18 protein-coding genes are annotated in these 16,280 nt (G+C 62.0%); 6 read left to right on the top strand and 12 right to left on the bottom strand.

Annotation, left to right across the window (positions count from 1 at the left end; translation table 11 throughout):
* The first annotated feature begins 62 nt into the window (after positions 1-62).
* The 3 genes from rpoN (at position 63) to ptsN (ending at position 2,989) form a co-directional block, all read left to right on the top strand.
* A complete protein-coding gene (rpoN, locus tag NKH21_RS07710) occupies positions 63-1,589 on the top strand; it encodes an RNA polymerase factor sigma-54 (RefSeq protein WP_352863909.1) in 1,527 nt (508 codons plus the stop codon).
* Between the two features lie 291 nt (positions 1,590-1,880).
* Positions 1,881-2,465, top strand: coding sequence for a ribosome hibernation-promoting factor, HPF/YfiA family (hpf, locus tag NKH21_RS07705; protein WP_023675267.1), 585 nt, complete (start codon positions 1,881-1,883; stop codon positions 2,463-2,465).
* Between the two features lie 59 nt (positions 2,466-2,524).
* Entirely contained in the window at positions 2,525-2,989 is a 465-nt protein-coding gene (gene ptsN / locus NKH21_RS07700) for a PTS IIA-like nitrogen regulatory protein PtsN (RefSeq protein ID WP_023675268.1), read from the top strand.
* A 98-nt stretch (positions 2,990-3,087) separates the two neighbouring features.
* On the opposite strand, the gene NKH21_RS07695 is transcribed toward ptsN, so the two are convergent.
* Together NKH21_RS07695 and NKH21_RS07690 are read right to left on the bottom strand one after the other, a co-directional pair.
* Positions 3,088-3,345, bottom strand: a complete 258-nt coding sequence (locus NKH21_RS07695; RefSeq protein ID WP_023675269.1) for a BQ00720 family protein — start codon at positions 3,343-3,345, stop codon at positions 3,088-3,090.
* 63 nt (positions 3,346-3,408) lie between these two features.
* Positions 3,409-3,834 (bottom strand): Hsp20 family protein, encoded by a 426-nt coding sequence (locus tag NKH21_RS07690; protein ID WP_023675270.1) that lies wholly within the window; start codon positions 3,832-3,834, stop codon positions 3,409-3,411.
* A 144-nt stretch (positions 3,835-3,978) separates the two neighbouring features.
* Between NKH21_RS07690 and NKH21_RS07685 the strand changes: the two genes are divergently transcribed.
* Positions 3,979-4,920 carry a nucleoside hydrolase gene (locus NKH21_RS07685; protein WP_352863906.1) on the top strand — a complete coding sequence of 314 codons (942 nt, stop codon included), beginning with the start codon at positions 3,979-3,981 and terminating at the stop codon, positions 4,918-4,920.
* Between the two features lie 489 nt (positions 4,921-5,409).
* Here the strand turns inward: NKH21_RS07685 and NKH21_RS07680 are convergent, their stop codons facing one another.
* The 5 genes from NKH21_RS07680 to NKH21_RS07660 all read right to left on the bottom strand — a co-directional run bounded on the left by NKH21_RS07680 (position 5,410) and on the right by NKH21_RS07660 (position 9,909).
* Positions 5,410-5,778, bottom strand: a complete 369-nt coding sequence (locus tag NKH21_RS07680) for a hypothetical protein (RefSeq protein ID WP_352863904.1) — start codon at positions 5,776-5,778, stop codon at positions 5,410-5,412.
* A gap of 52 nt (positions 5,779-5,830) precedes the next feature.
* The gene (locus tag NKH21_RS07675; RefSeq protein ID WP_352863902.1) at positions 5,831-6,445 is read right to left on the bottom strand and encodes a LysE family translocator; all 615 of its coding nucleotides are present in this window, start codon (positions 6,443-6,445) and stop codon (positions 5,831-5,833) included.
* A 105-nt stretch (positions 6,446-6,550) separates the two neighbouring features.
* Entirely contained in the window at positions 6,551-8,011 is a 1,461-nt protein-coding gene (locus NKH21_RS07670; RefSeq protein ID WP_352863900.1) for an amidase, read from the bottom strand.
* Between the two features lie 6 nt (positions 8,012-8,017).
* The gene (locus NKH21_RS07665; protein ID WP_352863898.1) at positions 8,018-8,926 is read right to left on the bottom strand and encodes a ribokinase; all 909 of its coding nucleotides are present in this window, start codon (positions 8,924-8,926) and stop codon (positions 8,018-8,020) included.
* Positions 8,927-9,018: 92 nt separating this feature from the next.
* Positions 9,019-9,909 carry a methylated-DNA--[protein]-cysteine S-methyltransferase gene (locus NKH21_RS07660; RefSeq protein WP_352863896.1) on the bottom strand — a complete coding sequence of 297 codons (891 nt, stop codon included), beginning with the start codon at positions 9,907-9,909 and terminating at the stop codon, positions 9,019-9,021.
* A 115-nt stretch (positions 9,910-10,024) separates the two neighbouring features.
* On the opposite strand from NKH21_RS07660, the gene NKH21_RS07655 reads away from it, so the two are divergent.
* The gene (locus tag NKH21_RS07655) at positions 10,025-10,840 is read left to right on the top strand and encodes a class I SAM-dependent methyltransferase (protein ID WP_352863894.1); all 816 of its coding nucleotides are present in this window, start codon (positions 10,025-10,027) and stop codon (positions 10,838-10,840) included.
* 9 nt (positions 10,841-10,849) lie between these two features.
* Here the strand turns inward: NKH21_RS07655 and NKH21_RS07650 are convergent, their stop codons facing one another.
* Entirely contained in the window at positions 10,850-11,344 is a 495-nt protein-coding gene (locus NKH21_RS07650) for a DUF2244 domain-containing protein (protein ID WP_352863892.1), read from the bottom strand.
* A 22-nt stretch (positions 11,345-11,366) separates the two neighbouring features.
* Between NKH21_RS07650 and nth the strand changes: the two genes are divergently transcribed.
* Positions 11,367-12,188, top strand: coding sequence for an endonuclease III (gene nth / locus NKH21_RS07645; protein WP_352863891.1), 822 nt, complete (start codon positions 11,367-11,369; stop codon positions 12,186-12,188).
* 34 nt (positions 12,189-12,222) lie between these two features.
* Here nth and NKH21_RS07640 read toward each other — a convergent pair whose 3' ends face one another.
* From NKH21_RS07640 to NKH21_RS07625, 4 genes are all read right to left on the bottom strand, one after another.
* Complete coding sequence (locus NKH21_RS07640; RefSeq protein ID WP_352863889.1) at positions 12,223-13,734, bottom strand: tripartite tricarboxylate transporter permease; 1,512 nt, start codon at positions 13,732-13,734, stop codon at positions 12,223-12,225.
* 9 nt (positions 13,735-13,743) lie between these two features.
* Positions 13,744-14,211 carry a tripartite tricarboxylate transporter TctB family protein gene (locus NKH21_RS07635; protein WP_352863887.1) on the bottom strand — a complete coding sequence of 156 codons (468 nt, stop codon included), beginning with the start codon at positions 14,209-14,211 and terminating at the stop codon, positions 13,744-13,746.
* Between the two features lie 79 nt (positions 14,212-14,290).
* Positions 14,291-15,268, bottom strand: a complete 978-nt coding sequence (locus NKH21_RS07630; RefSeq protein ID WP_352863885.1) for a tripartite tricarboxylate transporter substrate-binding protein — start codon at positions 15,266-15,268, stop codon at positions 14,291-14,293.
* 182 nt (positions 15,269-15,450) lie between these two features.
* Positions 15,451-15,906, bottom strand: coding sequence for a DUF2214 family protein (locus NKH21_RS07625; RefSeq protein ID WP_352863884.1), 456 nt, complete (start codon positions 15,904-15,906; stop codon positions 15,451-15,453).
* Positions 15,907-16,280 lie beyond the last annotated feature (374 nt).

Here is a 16,280-nt window from a genome sequence, read left to right as displayed (position 1 = left end):
GCTGGCCTGGAAAATTCCTTCCAGCAGTGCGGGTGCGTAGACGGAGCGTTTGAAACCGAACCATGGCGTTGGCGGCAAAACTACAGCTACGACAGTCGCAGTCGCTGGTGATGACGCCGCAGCTGATGCAGTCGATCCGCCTGCTCCAGTTCACCCATCTCGAGCTGGAACGCTTCATCGACGACGAGATCGAACGCAATCCCCTGCTGGAACGCGCCGAACCGCAGGAGGACGCCGCCAGCGACCAGGCGCAGAAGGGCGAGGCGGCATCGGAACCGGCTGCCGACGGCGACTGGTTCGAGGCGGAGACGGCGTGGACCGCCGAGGCGATTTCGGAAAAGCTCGATACGTCGCTGGAAAACCTGTTTCCCGACGATCCGGGTACGAGCGAGCGGCTCGGGCCCGACCTGACGGCGCAATGGAAATCGGCGTCCGGCAACGGTTCCACCTCTTCCTCCGATGGCTTCGATGTCGCGGATATGGCGGCGGCTGCCATCACGCTGCGCGACCATGTCGGCGAGCAGGTGGCGCTCGCCTTTGCCGATCCGGTGGCGCGCCTGATCGCTAGCGAGCTTGCCGACGGCCTCGACGAGGCCGGCTACATGCGTGCCGACATGGCCGAGATCGCGGCCCGCCTCGGCACGGACGCCACGGCGGTGGCGAGGGTCCTGGCGGTCTGCCAGACATTTGAGCCCGCCGGCATCTTCGCCCGCGACCTCGCCGAATGCCTGTTGCTGCAGCTTGCCGTGCGCGACCGGCTCGATCCGGCGATGAAGGCGCTGATCGCCAATCTCGAACTCCTGGCAAGGCGCGATTTCCAGACACTGAAGCGGATTTGCGGCGTCGACGAGGAGGATCTGCTCGACATGCTGGCCGAGATCCGGGCGCTCGACCCGCGGCCGGGAATGGCGTTTTCGCGCGGTGCCAGCGATGCGATCGTGGCCGACGTCGAGGTGCGCGCAGCCAATGACGGCAGCTGGACGGTCGAGCTCAACGCCGAGACGCTGCCGCGCGTGCTGGTCGATCACATCTATTTCGCCCAGGTCACGCCACATGCGAAAAACCAGGCGGAAAAGGATTTCCTCGCCGAATGCCTGCAGAACGCCAACTGGCTCACACGCAGCCTCGACCAGCGGGCGAAGACCATTCTCAAGGTGGCCTCCGAGATCGTGCGCCAGCAGGACGCTTTTCTCGTCCACGGCGTGCGGCACCTGAAGCCGCTCAACCTGCGCACGGTGGCGGACGCCATCGGCATGCACGAATCAACGGTCAGCCGGGTCACGGCAAACAAATACATGCTGACGCCGCGCGGTGTGTTCGAGCTGCGCTATTTCTTCACCGCCTCGATCGCTTCGTCAGGTGGCGGCGATGCGCATTCGTCGGAAGCGGTGCGTGACCGCATCAAGCAGCTGATCGACGAGGAGAAAGCCGTCGATGTGCTTTCCGACGATGCCATCGTGGACATGCTGCGGGAAAGCGGCGTCGACATCGCCAGGCGCACGGTGGCCAAATACCGGGAAGGCATGAACATACCCTCGTCGGTGCAGCGGCGGCGCGAAAAACGCGCTTTGGCCAGTGCCGGCCGTTGAGCTCCGGCGGAATTTCCACAGCTTTCGCCCTTCATTGACAAGCGGCAACGAAGTGGCTAGAAGCCCGCCCGCATGAGACGGGCTGGCGAGTGGATTTGAGTTCGCCGATGCCCGCACGAGAGATGGTCCGTCACGACGTAGGCCACGGGACGGCCAAGAAGGCGGCTTGTGATCAACCGGAAAGTTCGGATCTAAAATCGGCGCAAGTGACGCCGCAAAAGCTTGTGCGCGCGGACCACGAGTATAAACTCGGGACAGTTTGAAGCCTGAGCAAGGAAGGTCAGTTTTCAGATGACACTGCGCATATCGGGAAAACACATGGATATCGGCGATGCGTTCCGTACGCGCATCAACGACCGTGTCGGGGAAGTGATCGGGAAATATTTCGATCGGGGCTTTTCAGGGCAAATCGTAGTCGTCAAATCGGGGTCGCGCTACACGGCCGATTGCATGATCCGGCTGGACTCCGGTGCTTCGCTGCAGGCGACCGGCGATGCCCAGGATCCAACGCTTGCCTTCGATACCGCGGCAGACCGTCTGGAAACGCGCCTCAGGCGCTACAAGCGCCGGCTGAAGTCGCACAATTCAGGCAATAGCAACGGCGAGCTCACCGACGTCGCCTATACGGTGATGGCGCCGCTTGCCGACGACGAGGAGGACATACCGGAGAATTTCGCGCCGGCCATCGTCGCCGAATCGACCATGACGCTGCGGACCATGTCGGTGGCGTCAGCGGTGATCGAACTCGATACCAAGGACAGCCCGGTCCTGGTCTTCCGCAATGCCGGAAACGACCATCTCAACATCGTCTATCGCCGGCCGGACGGGAATATTGGCTGGATCGACCCGTCCACGGCCAAGGTCGCGCAGGGGTAAAGACCAGCCGCACGCGAGCGTGGGGACTGGCGACGGCAGGCGAACAAGGGATTTCAAGCATGGATCTGAGCGATCTCGTCAGCGTTCCGGCAATCATGCCGGCGTTGAAGGCGAACTCCAAAAAGCAATTGCTGCAACTGCTGTCCGAAAGGGCGGCGGCGATTTCTGGCATTCCGGAGCGAGAGGTGTTCGACACCATCCTGCAACGCGAGCGGCTCGGCTCGACCGGCGTCGGCAACGGCATCGCCATTCCACACGGCAAGCTGGCCGGGGTGAAGCGGATCGCCGGCGTTTTTGCCCGGCTGGAGACACCGGTGGACTTCGAAGCCCTCGATGATCAGCCGGTCGACCTGGTGTTTCTGCTTTTGGCCCCCGAAGGTGCCGGCGCCGACCATCTCAAGGCGCTGTCGCGCATCGCGCGGGTGCTGCGCGACGCCGACACGGTCGCCAAGATCAGGGGCACGCGCGACGCCGTGGCCATCCATGCGCTGCTGTCAGACACGCAGGCCTCGCACGCCGCCTGAGGTTTTGATTAAGACTAAATCCGTTGAAGGGCCGCCGTGAGCGGCCCTGTGCGTTTCCAACCAGATCGCTGCGCCGTATTTGTCAGTGGATGGCGCCGTTAGTGGATGGCGACCGGGGTCAGGTCGTTTTCCAGCGCGCCAGCCAGTGCCCGGTCGCGAGCGTCCGAAAGCAGGATCGGCTGGCCATTGGCGGCAAACAGGGCCCACAGTTCCAGCCCGGGGGCGATTTCGCCGAGACCCGGGAACCGGCCGCGCAGATCGTCGCTCGACACTTTCCTGAGATAGGCGACTGAACCTTCGCCGAGATGGGCGAATTCGCCGCTGGTCATGATGATATTTTCGTTAGTTCTGGTCATTTCAAGCCTCCTTGCCGCGAGACGCCGCTCAAGGCCATCCCGCATGAGAGCTATCGGCAAAAATCAGTCTTTCACCGATATGTTTATTTTTCGTACCAGCCGTTCGGATTCCGGCCGATCGAGATCGATCGACAGAAGGCCGTTCTTCAATTCCGCCGCAATCACCCGCATGCCGTCAGCCAGCACGAAACAGCGCTGGAACTGGCGCGCGGCGATGCCGCGGTGGAGAAATTCGCGCTCGGTGTCGTCGTTCTGACGGCCGCGCACGACCAACTGGTTCTCCTCCGTTGTGACATCGAGATCGCTTTCCGCGAAACCGGCGACGGCGAGCGTGATACGCAGCCTTTCGGTTTTGCCGTCGGCACCGCTGAGGCGCTCGATGTTGTAGGGAGGATAGCTGTCACCGGACTTTGCCAGGCGCTCCAGCGTCTTTTCCATGGAATCGAAACCGAGGAGAAGCGGGCTGGAAAAAGGCGTCATTCGGCTCATGTTACAGTGTCCTCTTAAGAGCGACATAAAGTGGAAAAACCCGGATGGCATTTTTCCCGATGGTCTTGATATGGTCCGTCGCCCGGCAGACTTCAAGCCGTCACTCGTCCCGCCCAAAAAGACTTGCCAAAACAAGGAATTGAAATGCCCCAATCCCGCAGGATCATCATCGACACTGACCCCGGCCAGGACGATGCCGTCGCCATATTGCTGGCGCTCGGCAGCACCGAGCTGGAGATCGTCGGCATCACCGCGGTGGCCGGCAACGTGCCGCTGAAACTTACCGAAAAAAACGCCCGCAAGATCTGTGAGCTGGCCGGCCGGCCGGACGTCAAGGTCTATGCAGGCGCCATCCGGCCGCTGGCGCGCGAATTGGTCACCGCCGAAGAAGTGCATGGCAAGACCGGCCTCAACGGACCGCAACTGCCCGAACCAAAGATGAAGCTGCAGGACGAGTATGCGGTCGATTTCATCGTCGAGACGCTGATGAGAGAGGAGAGCGGCACGATCACACTGTGCGCGCTCGGGCCGCTCACTAACGTTGCGCTGGCGCTGATCCGCGAGCCGAAAATCGCACCGCGCATCAAGGAGATCGTGCTGATGGGCGGCGGCTTCTTCGAGGGCGGCAATGTCACGCCGACCGCCGAATTCAACATCTATGTCGACCCGCATGCCGCCGATGTCGTGTTCAAATCCGGTATTCCAATCGTGATGATGCCGCTCGATGTCACCCACAAGGCGCTGACCACCGCCAAGCGCACGAAGGCCTTCCGCAAGCTCGGCACCAGGGTCGGCACGGCCACCGCGGACATGCTGGAATTCTTCGAACGTTTCGACGAGGAGAAATACGGCACCGATGGCGGCCCGCTGCACGATCCTTGCGTCATCGCCTACCTATTGAAGCCAAAGCTGTTCAAGGGCCGCAACTGCAATGTCAGCGTGGAAACCGCCTCGGAGCTCACCATGGGCATGACGGTGATCGACTGGTGGGGGGTGACCAAGCGGCCGAAGAACGCCATGGTGATGCGTGACATCGACCATGATGCGTTTTTCGAGCTGTTGCTGGAGAGGCTGGGGCGGCTTTAGGGCCGCTCAGTCGTTGAGCAAGCGGTAGGTGTTGGTGCCGTCCTGGCGATGTTGTTGTTCGATAGAGACTCCCGATCCGATCATGTGGGGTGTTTCCACCTCACCATCGACAAATATCCGAGCGTTGCCGTCATGGAGGCGGACTTCATATCTATAATAAAGTCCATGGCCGACGGAACCCTTCGGATTTAGAGGCAGTGTCGCAACATCTTCGACGGTACCTCCTACGAGTTGTGTGCCCGTGATCGGACTGTTCTGTCTTGTTACAATCGGCACAGCGATCGCGAGAGCGAGCGCGCACAAGATTGGGATGCCAACAACTCTGTCGCGAAATTCTTCCCGAAGCAAAAGAATGCGGGTTCTAAGAGAAAGATTTGTCAGCCCCATACTTTAGAGTTGAGTAGCGTAGGGGCTTTGTTCAAGAGCGATTCCCCGAAAAAGCCTCGTCACTCGCTTCACCTTGAAAACAGCTTATCGATCGATCGTCGTTCAATTTGCAAACCGGTAAAAGACGAAGCCATTGTCGCGCGTTACGCGCTCGATGCCGACGCGCGAGCCGATCAGATGCGGGAGGTCGTCGTCGATGAAAACAGATGAACCGTCTTCCAGGACCAGCATATAGACACTCTGGTCTTTGCCCCAATGGGCACTTTTGACGGTTGCGTCGATTGGGTCCACGGAGCGGATCGGGCTGGCGTCATTCGCCCACTTGTGCGGATCCAAGGCAAACACGGCCACAAACAAAGCACCGATCAGGATCACGCCAAACGCGTTCCTTTTCAAATCCGCGTAAGTCCACGGCATAGACATGAATCCCCAGCTGTTGATCCATGTGGTGGCCTGAAGGCCGACTTTCAATCGGCCTTCCTATTCCAGGATGTTGCTGTTGGCGTCGCCGGGCTCGCGGCTGTTACTTTGCCTTGGAAAACGCCAGCCACAGGCCGCCGCCGACCAGGAAGCTGCCGCTGATCCGTGAAAGCAGCTTGACGCGGCCGGCCGACAGCAGGCGTCCGGCGCGGCCGGCGGCCAGCGCATAGGTCGAATCCGACACTGCGGCGAAGATCATGGCGGTGAGACCCATGACGCCGATCTGTAATGCGTAATTGCCTTCAGGCGCGATGAACTGCGGAAAGAAGGCGCCAAAGAACACCAGCGTCTTTGGATTGCTGATCGCCACCAGCAGCCCCTGCAAGAAGAAGCCGCCACGCGGCTTTTTTGCCGATCCGTCGGCGTTAAGCTTGCCTTTCGAGCGGAACATCTGCACGCCCATCCAGATCAGATAGGCGGCGCCGATCAGCCGGACCCATTCGAACCAGTGGCCCATGCCCGCGATCAGCGAAGTCAATCCGATGCCGACGATGGCGATCATGATGGCTAGCCCGGCCTGGGTGCCGGCGACATTGGCGAGGCCGGCGCGCGAGCCGTGGCGGATGCTGTTGGCGATGATCAGCGTCACCGTCGGCCCCGGCACCAGGATGATGACGACGCAGGCGACGACATAGGTGGCGTAGAGTTCCAGCGACATTTTTTTCCCTCCGCAGAATGCCGCTCGTGCGGCGCGCTGTCGCGATCAATGCATGGCGATGAGTTGCGTGCAAGTCGGCGAGGCGCAGACAATACGGAGCTGATTTCAGCAGGCGCCGGGCTGCCATGGCAGCGTTGCCTCGTAGGCGGCAGCCGCCCTCAGCACGGAGAGGTCACCGCGCGGCCGCCCGATCAATTGCATGCCCATTGGCCCGCCCCTGGCGTCGAAGCCCGCCGGTACGTTGACCGCCGGGCAGCCGCCCAGCGTGGCGAGCGCTGAGACCTGCATCCAGCGATGATAGCTGTCCATGGCGCGCCCAGCCACTTCCCTTGGCCAGTGGGTGACGACATCGAAGGGAAAGACCTGTGCGGCTGGCAGCGCAATCAGATCGAAACGCTCGAAGAGCGACAGCAGCACTCGGTGCCAGGACGAGCGCCTCACCGTGGCGGCGTGGATCTGCGGCGCGGTGAGGCGCATCGCTTGTTCCACCTCCCAAACAGCCTCCGGCTTCAGCAGACTGCGTTTCAAGGGATCATCGTAATGCGCCTTGAGGGCACAACCGCTGCTCGCCTGGCGAAGCGTTACAAAGGCTTGCCACAGCGCTTCGAAGTCGAATTCCGGCATCAGTGGCTCGGCCTCGAAGGATACATCCGCGAACCGGCCGAGTGCTGCCTCGCAAAGCTGTAGAATGCCTGCTTCAACCGGCAGATGGCCGCCGAGATCGCCGAGCCAGGCGATACGCCCGCTGGCCGCCGGTGCTTCCAGCTCTTCGAGGAACGAGCCTGGCTTATCATGCGACAGCGGCGCGCGAGGATGATAGCCGGCCTGCACGTCGAGCAGCAGCGCCATGTCGCGCACGTTACGGCCCATCGGCCCTTCGACGCCCATCTGCGCATGAAACACATCAAGGTCAGGGCCAGCCGGCACCAATCCCTGCGACGGGCGGAAGCCATAGACATTGTTGTAGGCAGCGGGATTGCGCAGCGAACCGCCGAAATCGCTGCCATCCGCAACAGGAACCATGTCGAGCGCCAGCGCGACCGCCGCGCCGCCGCTCGAGCCGCCGGCGGTCAGCGCCGGGTCGAATGCGTTGAGCGTCTGTCCGAACACGGTGTTGTAGGTGTTGGAGCCGAGCCCGAATTCGGGAACGTTGGTCTTGCCGATTATGATGGCACCGGTCTTGCGGACGCGCTCGACGAAGAAATCGTCTTCCTCAGGCATGAAATCGGCGAAGATCGGCGAGCCGAAGGTGGTTCTCAGGCCTTTTGTCAGCGCAAGATCCTTAATCGCGATCGGCAGGCCGAACAGCGATCCGATACCTCCTCCTCGCGCCAGATGGGCGTCAGCGCTGTCGGCCTCGCGCAGGATGTCGGCACGCTCACGCAATGAAACGATAGCGTTGACCAGCGGGTTCACCGCCTCGATCCTGTCGAGGAATGCCGCGACCACTTCGCGCACCGAAAGCTGCCGGCGCCTGATCTTCCCGGCAAGCTCCACGGCAGACAGGCGGCAGATGTCGCCGGCGGGCGGCACCGCATGCTTCGTGGTCGGGCGCACGGCTGTCATCCCGCTTTAGCCTGCAGATTTCTGCAGGGCGGCATCGACGTCCCTGGCCAGCGGGATGGCCGGCTGTGCACCGGCTTTCAGGCAGGCCAGCGAACCGGCTGCGGCAGCGCGGGCAAGCGCCTGGTCGAGCGGCAGGCCGGCTGCCAGCCCGGCTGCAAAATAGCCGCAGAACGTGTCGCCGGCGCCGACCGTGTCGAGCGGGGTGATCTTCAGCGCCGGAACCATCAGGAGATCGTCGGGCGTTGCCGCCAGAACGCCGTCCGGGCCAAGCGTGACGACGATGGTACGGCCGGTTCTCGCGGCATAGTCGCGCATCCGTGCCGGGCGGTCGCGGCCACTCAATGACAGCGCCTCGCCATAGAGGTCGAACTCGGTTTCGTTGGCGACGAGATAGTCGGCCTTGCCGAGGAAGCTGGCCGCGTCGCTATGGAAAGGGGCGGTGTTGAGCACTGTGGTCGCGCCGGCCGTCCTTGCCGCGTCAAGCGCCGTCTCGACCGTTTGCAGCGGGACTTCCAACTGCAACAGCACGACATCGCCGTTTTTCAGGAAAGCCTTGGAGAGATCACCCGGCACGACCGAATCGTTGGCGCCCGGCACGACGGCGATCACGTTCTCGCCGTCGGCGCCGACCATGATCAACGCGGTACCGGTCGAGGCAAAGGTCTCGCCAACGCCGGACAGGTCGATCTTGCCGTCGCGCAGCAGCGCCAGAGCGTCGCTGGCGAAGCTGTCCTTGCCGACCGCGCCGACCATGCGCACCTTGGCGCCGGCGCGGGCGGTGGCCAGCGCCTGGTTGGCGCCTTTGCCGCCGGGGGCAGTGGCGAAACCGGAGCCGCGCACGGTCTCGCCGGGACCGGGCAAGCGGTCGACACTGGCGATGAGGTCGAGATTGATGGAGCCGATGACGACGATCAAGAAGTGCCTCCCGCTAGCGCATATCACTCTAATTGCGCGGGAAACTACTCCGTAAGATCGCTGCTTGTCACCCTAGCGGTCCTTGCCTCGCTTCAAGAGACCTGTCCCGCCTCCCAGCCGAGGATGGCGCGTTTGCGGGTCAGGCCCCAATGGTAGCCGGTGAGCGCGCCGGACTTGCCGAGAGCCCGGTGGCACGGCACGACGAAGGACATCGGATTGGCACCGACCGCGGCACCCACGGCCCGGCTGGCGCTCGGTGCGCCGATGCGCGCGGCGATCGAGGAATAGGTGCAGGCCTGGCCCATCGGAATACGCAGCAAGGCCTCCCAGACACGGACCTGGAAGTCTGTGCCGATCATGACGACGCGCAGCGGCTGGTCGGCGCGCCACAGCGACGGATCGAAGATGCGCGCGGCATAGGGCGCCGTCGCCGCCATGTCCTCGACATAGGTCGCATTCGGCCAGCGGCTGGACATGTCGGCAAAGGCCGCACGCTCGCCGCCGGGGTCGTTGAAGGCGAGGCCGGCAAGGCCGCGGTCCGTCACCATGATCAGCGCGATGCCGAAGGGCGAGATATGATAGCCGTAGCGGATAGTGATCCCTGCGCCGCGGGTCTTGTAATCGCCCGGCGACATCGCTTCGTGGGTGACGAACAGATCGTGCAGCCGGCCTGGGCCGGACATGCCGAGTTCGAACGAGGTTTCAAGCAGCGGCATGCCGGCATCCAGCAGTTTGCGCGCATGATCGAGGGTGACGGCCTGCAGAAAAGCCTTGGGCGACAGGCCGGCCCAGCGGGTGAACAGCTTCTGCAGTCCCGTCGGCGTCTCGCCGACCTCCTCGGCCAGCACCTCCAGCGAAGGCTGGTCGCGATAGTCGAGGCTGATCTTTTCGATGGCACGACGGACGATTTCGTAGTCTCCACCTTCAGGCGTGATGTCTTTCTGAAGGATTGCTGTCGTTTTGAGAGGCGTTTGGGCGTTCATGGCAGTATCTCCTTGAGTGCGAATATCGTCCTTCGCGGCGCCGATCACCACCCGAAACTTGCTTTCCCGCGGCATGTACCCAGATAGAGCTGGGCTTTGAATGGGGAGGACGGTCGTGGCTGGTGAAAAAGTAAACCTGACCGGGGCAAAGGAGACTTTGCTTTTGACACTTTACGGCAAGGCGCTGGAGAGCCGGCTGCCCAATTCGCTGCTCAGGGACTACTTTGCCGACGAGGCGGTGCGCAACATCGACTATGATTTCTCACGGCTCAAGGTCGACAACAATCTCGGCATCGGTCTGGCAATCAGGGCAAAGACGCTGGACGTCTGCGTTCAGGACTTTGTCGCCCGAAATCCTGACGCCATCGTACTGCATCTGGGGTGTGGGCTCGATACGCGCATATTCCGTATCGACCCGCCAGCCGGCGTGGACTGGTTCGACGTCGACTATCCCGAAGTCATCGAGCTCAGGCGCAAGCTCTATCCCGTGCGGGATCACTACCACCTGATCGCTTCGTCGGTCACCGAACCGGGATGGCTGAACGAAGTGCCTCGGGATCGCCCGGCGATAGTCGTGGCGGAAGGCCTGACTCCCTACCTGGGTGTCAAGGAGGGGCAGCAACTGTTTTCTCGTTTGGTGGGACATCTTTCGAGCGGCGAACTGATTTTCGATGCCTATAGTCGCCTGGGCCTGAAGATCATTCGCCTCAATTCCTCCTTCCGCGCCACCGGCGCCGAGGTCCATTGGAGCATCGAGAACCCGCATGAATTGGAGCGAGCCGTTCCGAAGCTGCGGTTCGTCGAGGACATCCCCGCCTATAAGCCGGAACATGCCGCTCGCATGCGCTGGTTCGCGAAACTGTTTGTTCGCCTTTGGAAATACATTCCGGCATTGCGCAAGATCGGCAGGCTGTTGCGCTATCGGTTCTGAAACGCTGGCTCAGCGTGCCTTGGCGGTCGCCAGAGCGCGCGAAAATGCGGTGGCAAAACTTTCGCGGTCGTCGGGGTTGAGAAAGCCGCCGATCGAGACGGTTTTTCCTTGCGCCTCGACCGCCATTCTGGTGATGCCTATCTCGGCATGGCGGGCGATCGAAAAGCGCGCCCAAAACGGATTGAAGCGGTGTGCTTCCGATTTGCCTGACGGGGCAGTCTTGCGGATGTCGAGGCTGGTGCGCGACACCGATACCTCCTCGCGAGCTCGGGCGGCACGATAATTGGCTCGGAAGGCGATGTAGACGGCGATCACGTCGAGGCCGAAGAAGCCGAACACCGGCCAGGCGCCACGCGACAGAAAAAACGCTCCGGTCACCAGCCACCCGAACAGCAGCGCGCCCATCAGTATGGCAAAGCCGGTCTTGCCCAGCGACCGGTGCGGTGTCAGCAGCGCCTGGAAGAATGGCTCGTCGGCCTGAAATGAGGCGTTTGTGTCGCTCATTGCAGAATATTATAGGAGGGCAATGACAAGCCCCAAGCCCAAAAACTCTTCCGCGCTAAAAAAAGACCTGTTGCCCGGCCGCCGCGACGGCTCGAACGCCAAGCCGCGTCCACGGCCGGCGAGATCGCGGGCGCTTTACAGCCCGGCCGAGGTGCATGAGATTTTCCGGCGCTTTTCCGTTCAGCGGCCGGAACCGAAAGGCGAACTCGAACATATCAACGCCTTCACGCTGTTGGTGGCGGTGGTGCTTTCGGCTCAGGCGACGGACGCCGGCGTCAACAAGGCAACGCGGGCGCTGTTCAAAATTGCCGACACGCCGCAAAAGATACTGGCGCTGGGCGAGGCCAAGCTCGGCGACCATATCCGCACCATTGGGCTGTGGCGCAACAAGGCCAAGAACGTCATAGCGCTGTCCGAGGCGCTGATCCGTGACCATGGCGGCAAGGTGCCTGAGGATCGCGATCACCTGGTCGAGCTGCCGGGTGTCGGGCGCAAGACCGCCAACGTCGTGCTAAACGTCGCCTTCGGCCAGCATACGATGGCGGTCGACACGCATATTTTCCGCATCGGCAACAGGCTCGGCCTGGCGCCGGGCAAGACGCCGGAACAGGTGGAGCAAGGTTTCCTGAAGATCATTCCGGATGAATATATGCGGCATGCGCATCATTGGCTGATTCTGCACGGCCGCTATGTCTGCAAGGCGCGCAAGCCGGATTGCCCGGCCTGCGTCATCGCCGATATCTGCAAGGCCAAGGAAAAGACGACCAGCGTGCCTGCACCGCTGGTCGAGATCGCGCCGCTCGGGCCAGTAGAGGCGGCTACTGAATCAGTGCCAGCCAAGTGACTCTGAAGTTCCTCCTATGTGGCTCCGTCCACATTCAGGAACTCTCCTCGACGAACACCTCCTCGCGCTTCTTCTTGACCGCGGGGAGAAACACGATGACGAGCACGGCAAGCGCGATGAGGAGCAGGCTGGCGCTGATCGGCCGCGTTACGAAGGTGCTCGGGTCGCCGCGCGAGAGGATCATGGCGCGGCGCAGGTTTTCCTCGAGCAGCGGGCCGAGCACGAAGCCGAGCAGCAGCGGCGCAGGTTCGCAGCGCAGTTTGGTCAGGAGGTAGCCAAGCAAGCCGAAGAAGGCGACAGCATAGAGGTCGTAGACGTTGGTGTTGACGCTGTAAACACCGATCGAGCAGAACGCCATGATGATCGGGAAGAGCACGTAGTAGGGGATGGTAAGGAGCTTCACCCAAAGCCCGATTAGCGGTAGGTTCAAGATGATCAGCATCAGATTGCCGATCCACATCGAGGTGATGATACCCCAAAACAGCGCAGGCTGTTCGATGGCGACATTGGGGCCGGGCACGATGCCCTGGATGATCATCGCGCCGATCATCAGCGCCATTACCGGGTTGGCCGGAATGCCGAGCGTCAGCATCGGGATGAAGGAGGTTTGGGCGCCGGCATTGTTGGCCGATTCCGGTCCGGCGACGCCTTCGATGGCGCCCTTGCCGAATTCCCCGGGATTTTTCGAGACACGTTTTTCGACGGTGTAGGAGGCAAAGGCGGCAAGGATCGCGCCGCCTCCCGGCAGGATGCCGAGCGCCGAACCGATGATTGTTCCGCGCACGATGGGAGCCGCCATGCGCCGAAAATCGTCGCGGGTCGGCATAAGGCCTGAGATCTTTCGGATCAGCACAGAACGCTCATGCTCGTTTTCGAGGTTGCGCAGTATCTCGGCGACGCCGAAGACGCCGACCGCCACTGCGACGAAATTCAGCCCGTCGGCATATTCGCGGATACCGAGCGTGAAGCGGGGCGTACCGGTGTAGATATCGGTGCCGACAAGTCCGAGCAGCAGGCCGAGCACGACCATGGCCAGCGCCTTGACGATCGAGCCGTGGGCGAGCGCGACGGACGAGACCAGGCCGACGATCATCAGCGAAAAATACTCGGCCGCGCCGAATCTCAGCGCTATCGCCGTCAGCGGTGGAGCAAAGATGGCGACGAGGAAGGTCGACACCGTGCCGGCAAAGAACGAGCCTATCGCCGCGGTCGCCAGGGCTGCTCCGGCGCGGCCGTTCCGGGCCATCTGATAGCCGTCGATTGCGGTGACGGCCGACGAGGATTCGCCGGGCATGTTGATGAGAATGGCGGTGGTCGAGCCGCCATACTGCGCGCCGTAATAGATACCGGCGAGCATGATGAGAGAGGAAACCGGGTCGCCGATCTGGAAGGTGATCGGCAACAGCATGGCGATGGTTGCGGTGGCGCCGATGCCGGGCAGGACGCCAATCAGCGTGCCGAGAAGAACGCCGATCAGGCAGAAACCGAGATTTACCAAAGATGTGGCCGTCGAAAAGCCGAGTGCGAGGTTGTTGAGGAGTTCCATTTCATCTCCTCACAACGACAGTGGCAACCACGGGCCGAAACGCCGAAACGGCAGGCCGAGTGCGTAGCTGAAGACGACGAATGCGAACAGCGTCAGGCCGGCTGACAGCACGAATGCAGTCAGCGGCTTCATACGGCCGCTACCGAAAGATGCGATCAGCGACGTCAGGAAGATCGACGGGATGAAGCCGAGGCCGCGCACCGTCAGGCCGAAGAAGATCGGAGCGGGCAGGATGAACAGCATGCCGCGCCACGCAATGTAACCGATCGGCTCGCTCTCAAAACGCACCGCTTGGACGAGGATGGCGGCGCCAAGCAGGATCAGCACGATCGCCAGCACCAGCGGGAAATAGCCCGGCCCCATGCGAAAGGCGGTGCCGATTTCCAGGCTCAGCGACTGCAGCGCGAAAAAGGCGCCAATAAAGATCAACACCGCGGCGCATATGCCGTTGGTTCTGTCGATTGCGAAAGGTTTCATGGCGTCCTCCCGGCCCGCCTCACGGGCGTGCCGATGCCGGTGTAAAAAACGGGGCGCTGGCGGCGCCCCGTTAAAACCTTTAGTCGGCGTACTGGCCGGCCGCTTCGATGATCGGCTTCCAGCGCGCGATCTCACTTTCCAGCTTGGCCTTGAGCGCGGCCGGCGTGGCATCGGCCTCGGGCGACGGCTTGGTGCCGAGTTCGGCAAATCGGGCGACGACGTTCTGGTCCTTCAGCGCCACCTGCAGCGATTTCGACAGGCGTTCGGTGATCTCGGCCGGCGTGCCCTTGGGTGCATAGATGCCGTGCCAGATGCCGACCTGCACCTGGGGAAGGCCGGCTTCTATCGTCGTCGGCACGTCCGGCAGCACGTCTAGCCGTTGCGGCGAGGTTACGGCATAAGCCTTGATCGTGCCGCCCTGGATCTGCTTGGTGGTATTGGTCGTCTGGTCGCACATGATATCGACCTGGCCGCCGAGAAGATCGGTCATGGCCGGGCCGGTGCCCTTGTAGGGCACGGTGACGAGCGGCGTGCCGATGGCGCTCATGAACAGCATGCCGCACAGATGCGAGGCCGCGCCTATTCCGGCATTGGCGACGGTGACGGTGTCCTTGTTGGCCTTGGCGTAGTCGACCAGTCCCTTCAGATCGGTCGGGTCGAGGTCCTTGCGGGCGACAATGGTCATCGGCACCTCGGTGACGAGGCCGACATATTCGAACGCGTTCAGCGTGTCGTAGGCGAGATTCCTATATAGCGTCGCACTGGTCGCCATGCCGATGTGGTGGAGGAGCAGCGTGTAGCCGTCAGGCTCGGCATTCGCGACGCGGCCCGCGCCGAGCGTGCCGCCGGCGCCGCCGACATTCTCGACGATGACCTGCTGGCCGAGATCTTTCGACATAGCTTCCGCGACAAGACGCGTGACGGTGTCGGTCGGGCCGCCGGCCGAAAACGGCACGACAATGGTGATGGTGCGTTCGGGGTAGGTCTGCGCGCCAGCGGCCGACGGGTAAATCATGGCGGCCGCAGCGACAGCCAGCGCGGCGATGAATTTTCGCATCGTGTTTCCTCCCAGGATATGAATGCCAACCGCTGCGCGGATTCCTCTAAAACCAACTGTAGATGGAGCAATAACTAGCGCAACCCGACAAATGACAATCGGGCTCAAACGGCAAACTGCACGTCTGTCCGCCCAAATGAGTGGGAAGGTTGGGCCGTGCGATGCCCTTCGTCCAACCTATTCTAATAGCCGTAGCCGCGCGCCATCGCCGCCGCGAACAGCGGGATCAACAGGAAGATCAATGCCTCGATGCGGACATAGGTGCGAACGGACGCCAGCTCCGCCGCAGGCACCTGGAAGCCGGGACTGACGCTCGCCTGCCTGTTCCAGGACAGGAAACGGATGGTCGGGATAATCGACAACAGGCCGACAATGGCGAAAGCGGCCATCTTTGCCCAGAACATCCAATTGTAGACGTAGAATTCCCAGCCTTTCAGACCATAGACGACGCGGCCGATGCCAACGACGATGATCAGCATGGCAACGATGCCGTAGTGGCGGTCGATGCCGACGAGCCGCTTCAGCGTCGCGGCGGACAAGTCGCTGCGGATCAGGACGAATTCGGCGCCGATGATGCCTGCCAGCGAAAACACCAGGAGATGATGGAAGATGGCAAGCACAAGGTCGGTGGTGTCCATGCTGTTTTCCCTCTGTCGGACGGCAGCGCCGAAACCCAACGCGCCTGAACCAATACTGGAGAAAAACTAACACTGCCTGGTAGGATTCACATCAGCCTGGAAGATGATCTACACAGCCTTGGCTCTTGTTTTTCGCAACGGATTTGGATTTCCCGTCTCGTGCGTGTCGCTGTCCCCACTTTTGGAAGACCTGCATTAGGCACCGGCAACACAACCGAGACATGACCATGGCCAGTCCGCAGACAATTGTCGCTCCAGTGATTGAAACCTCGCGCACGGTCCTGCGGCCGTGACCTTGCCCCTCTGATCTAATCCGGTTTGAAGTTCGTTCTGGCCATCGAGAGGACCAGGACATGAAACGCAGCCGCTTCTCT

It is taken from the genome of Mesorhizobium sp. M1329 (assembly GCF_040318035.1).
GTDB lineage: Bacteria > Pseudomonadota > Alphaproteobacteria > Rhizobiales > Rhizobiaceae > Mesorhizobium.
This window is presented reverse-complemented; position numbering and strand designations above follow the sequence as displayed.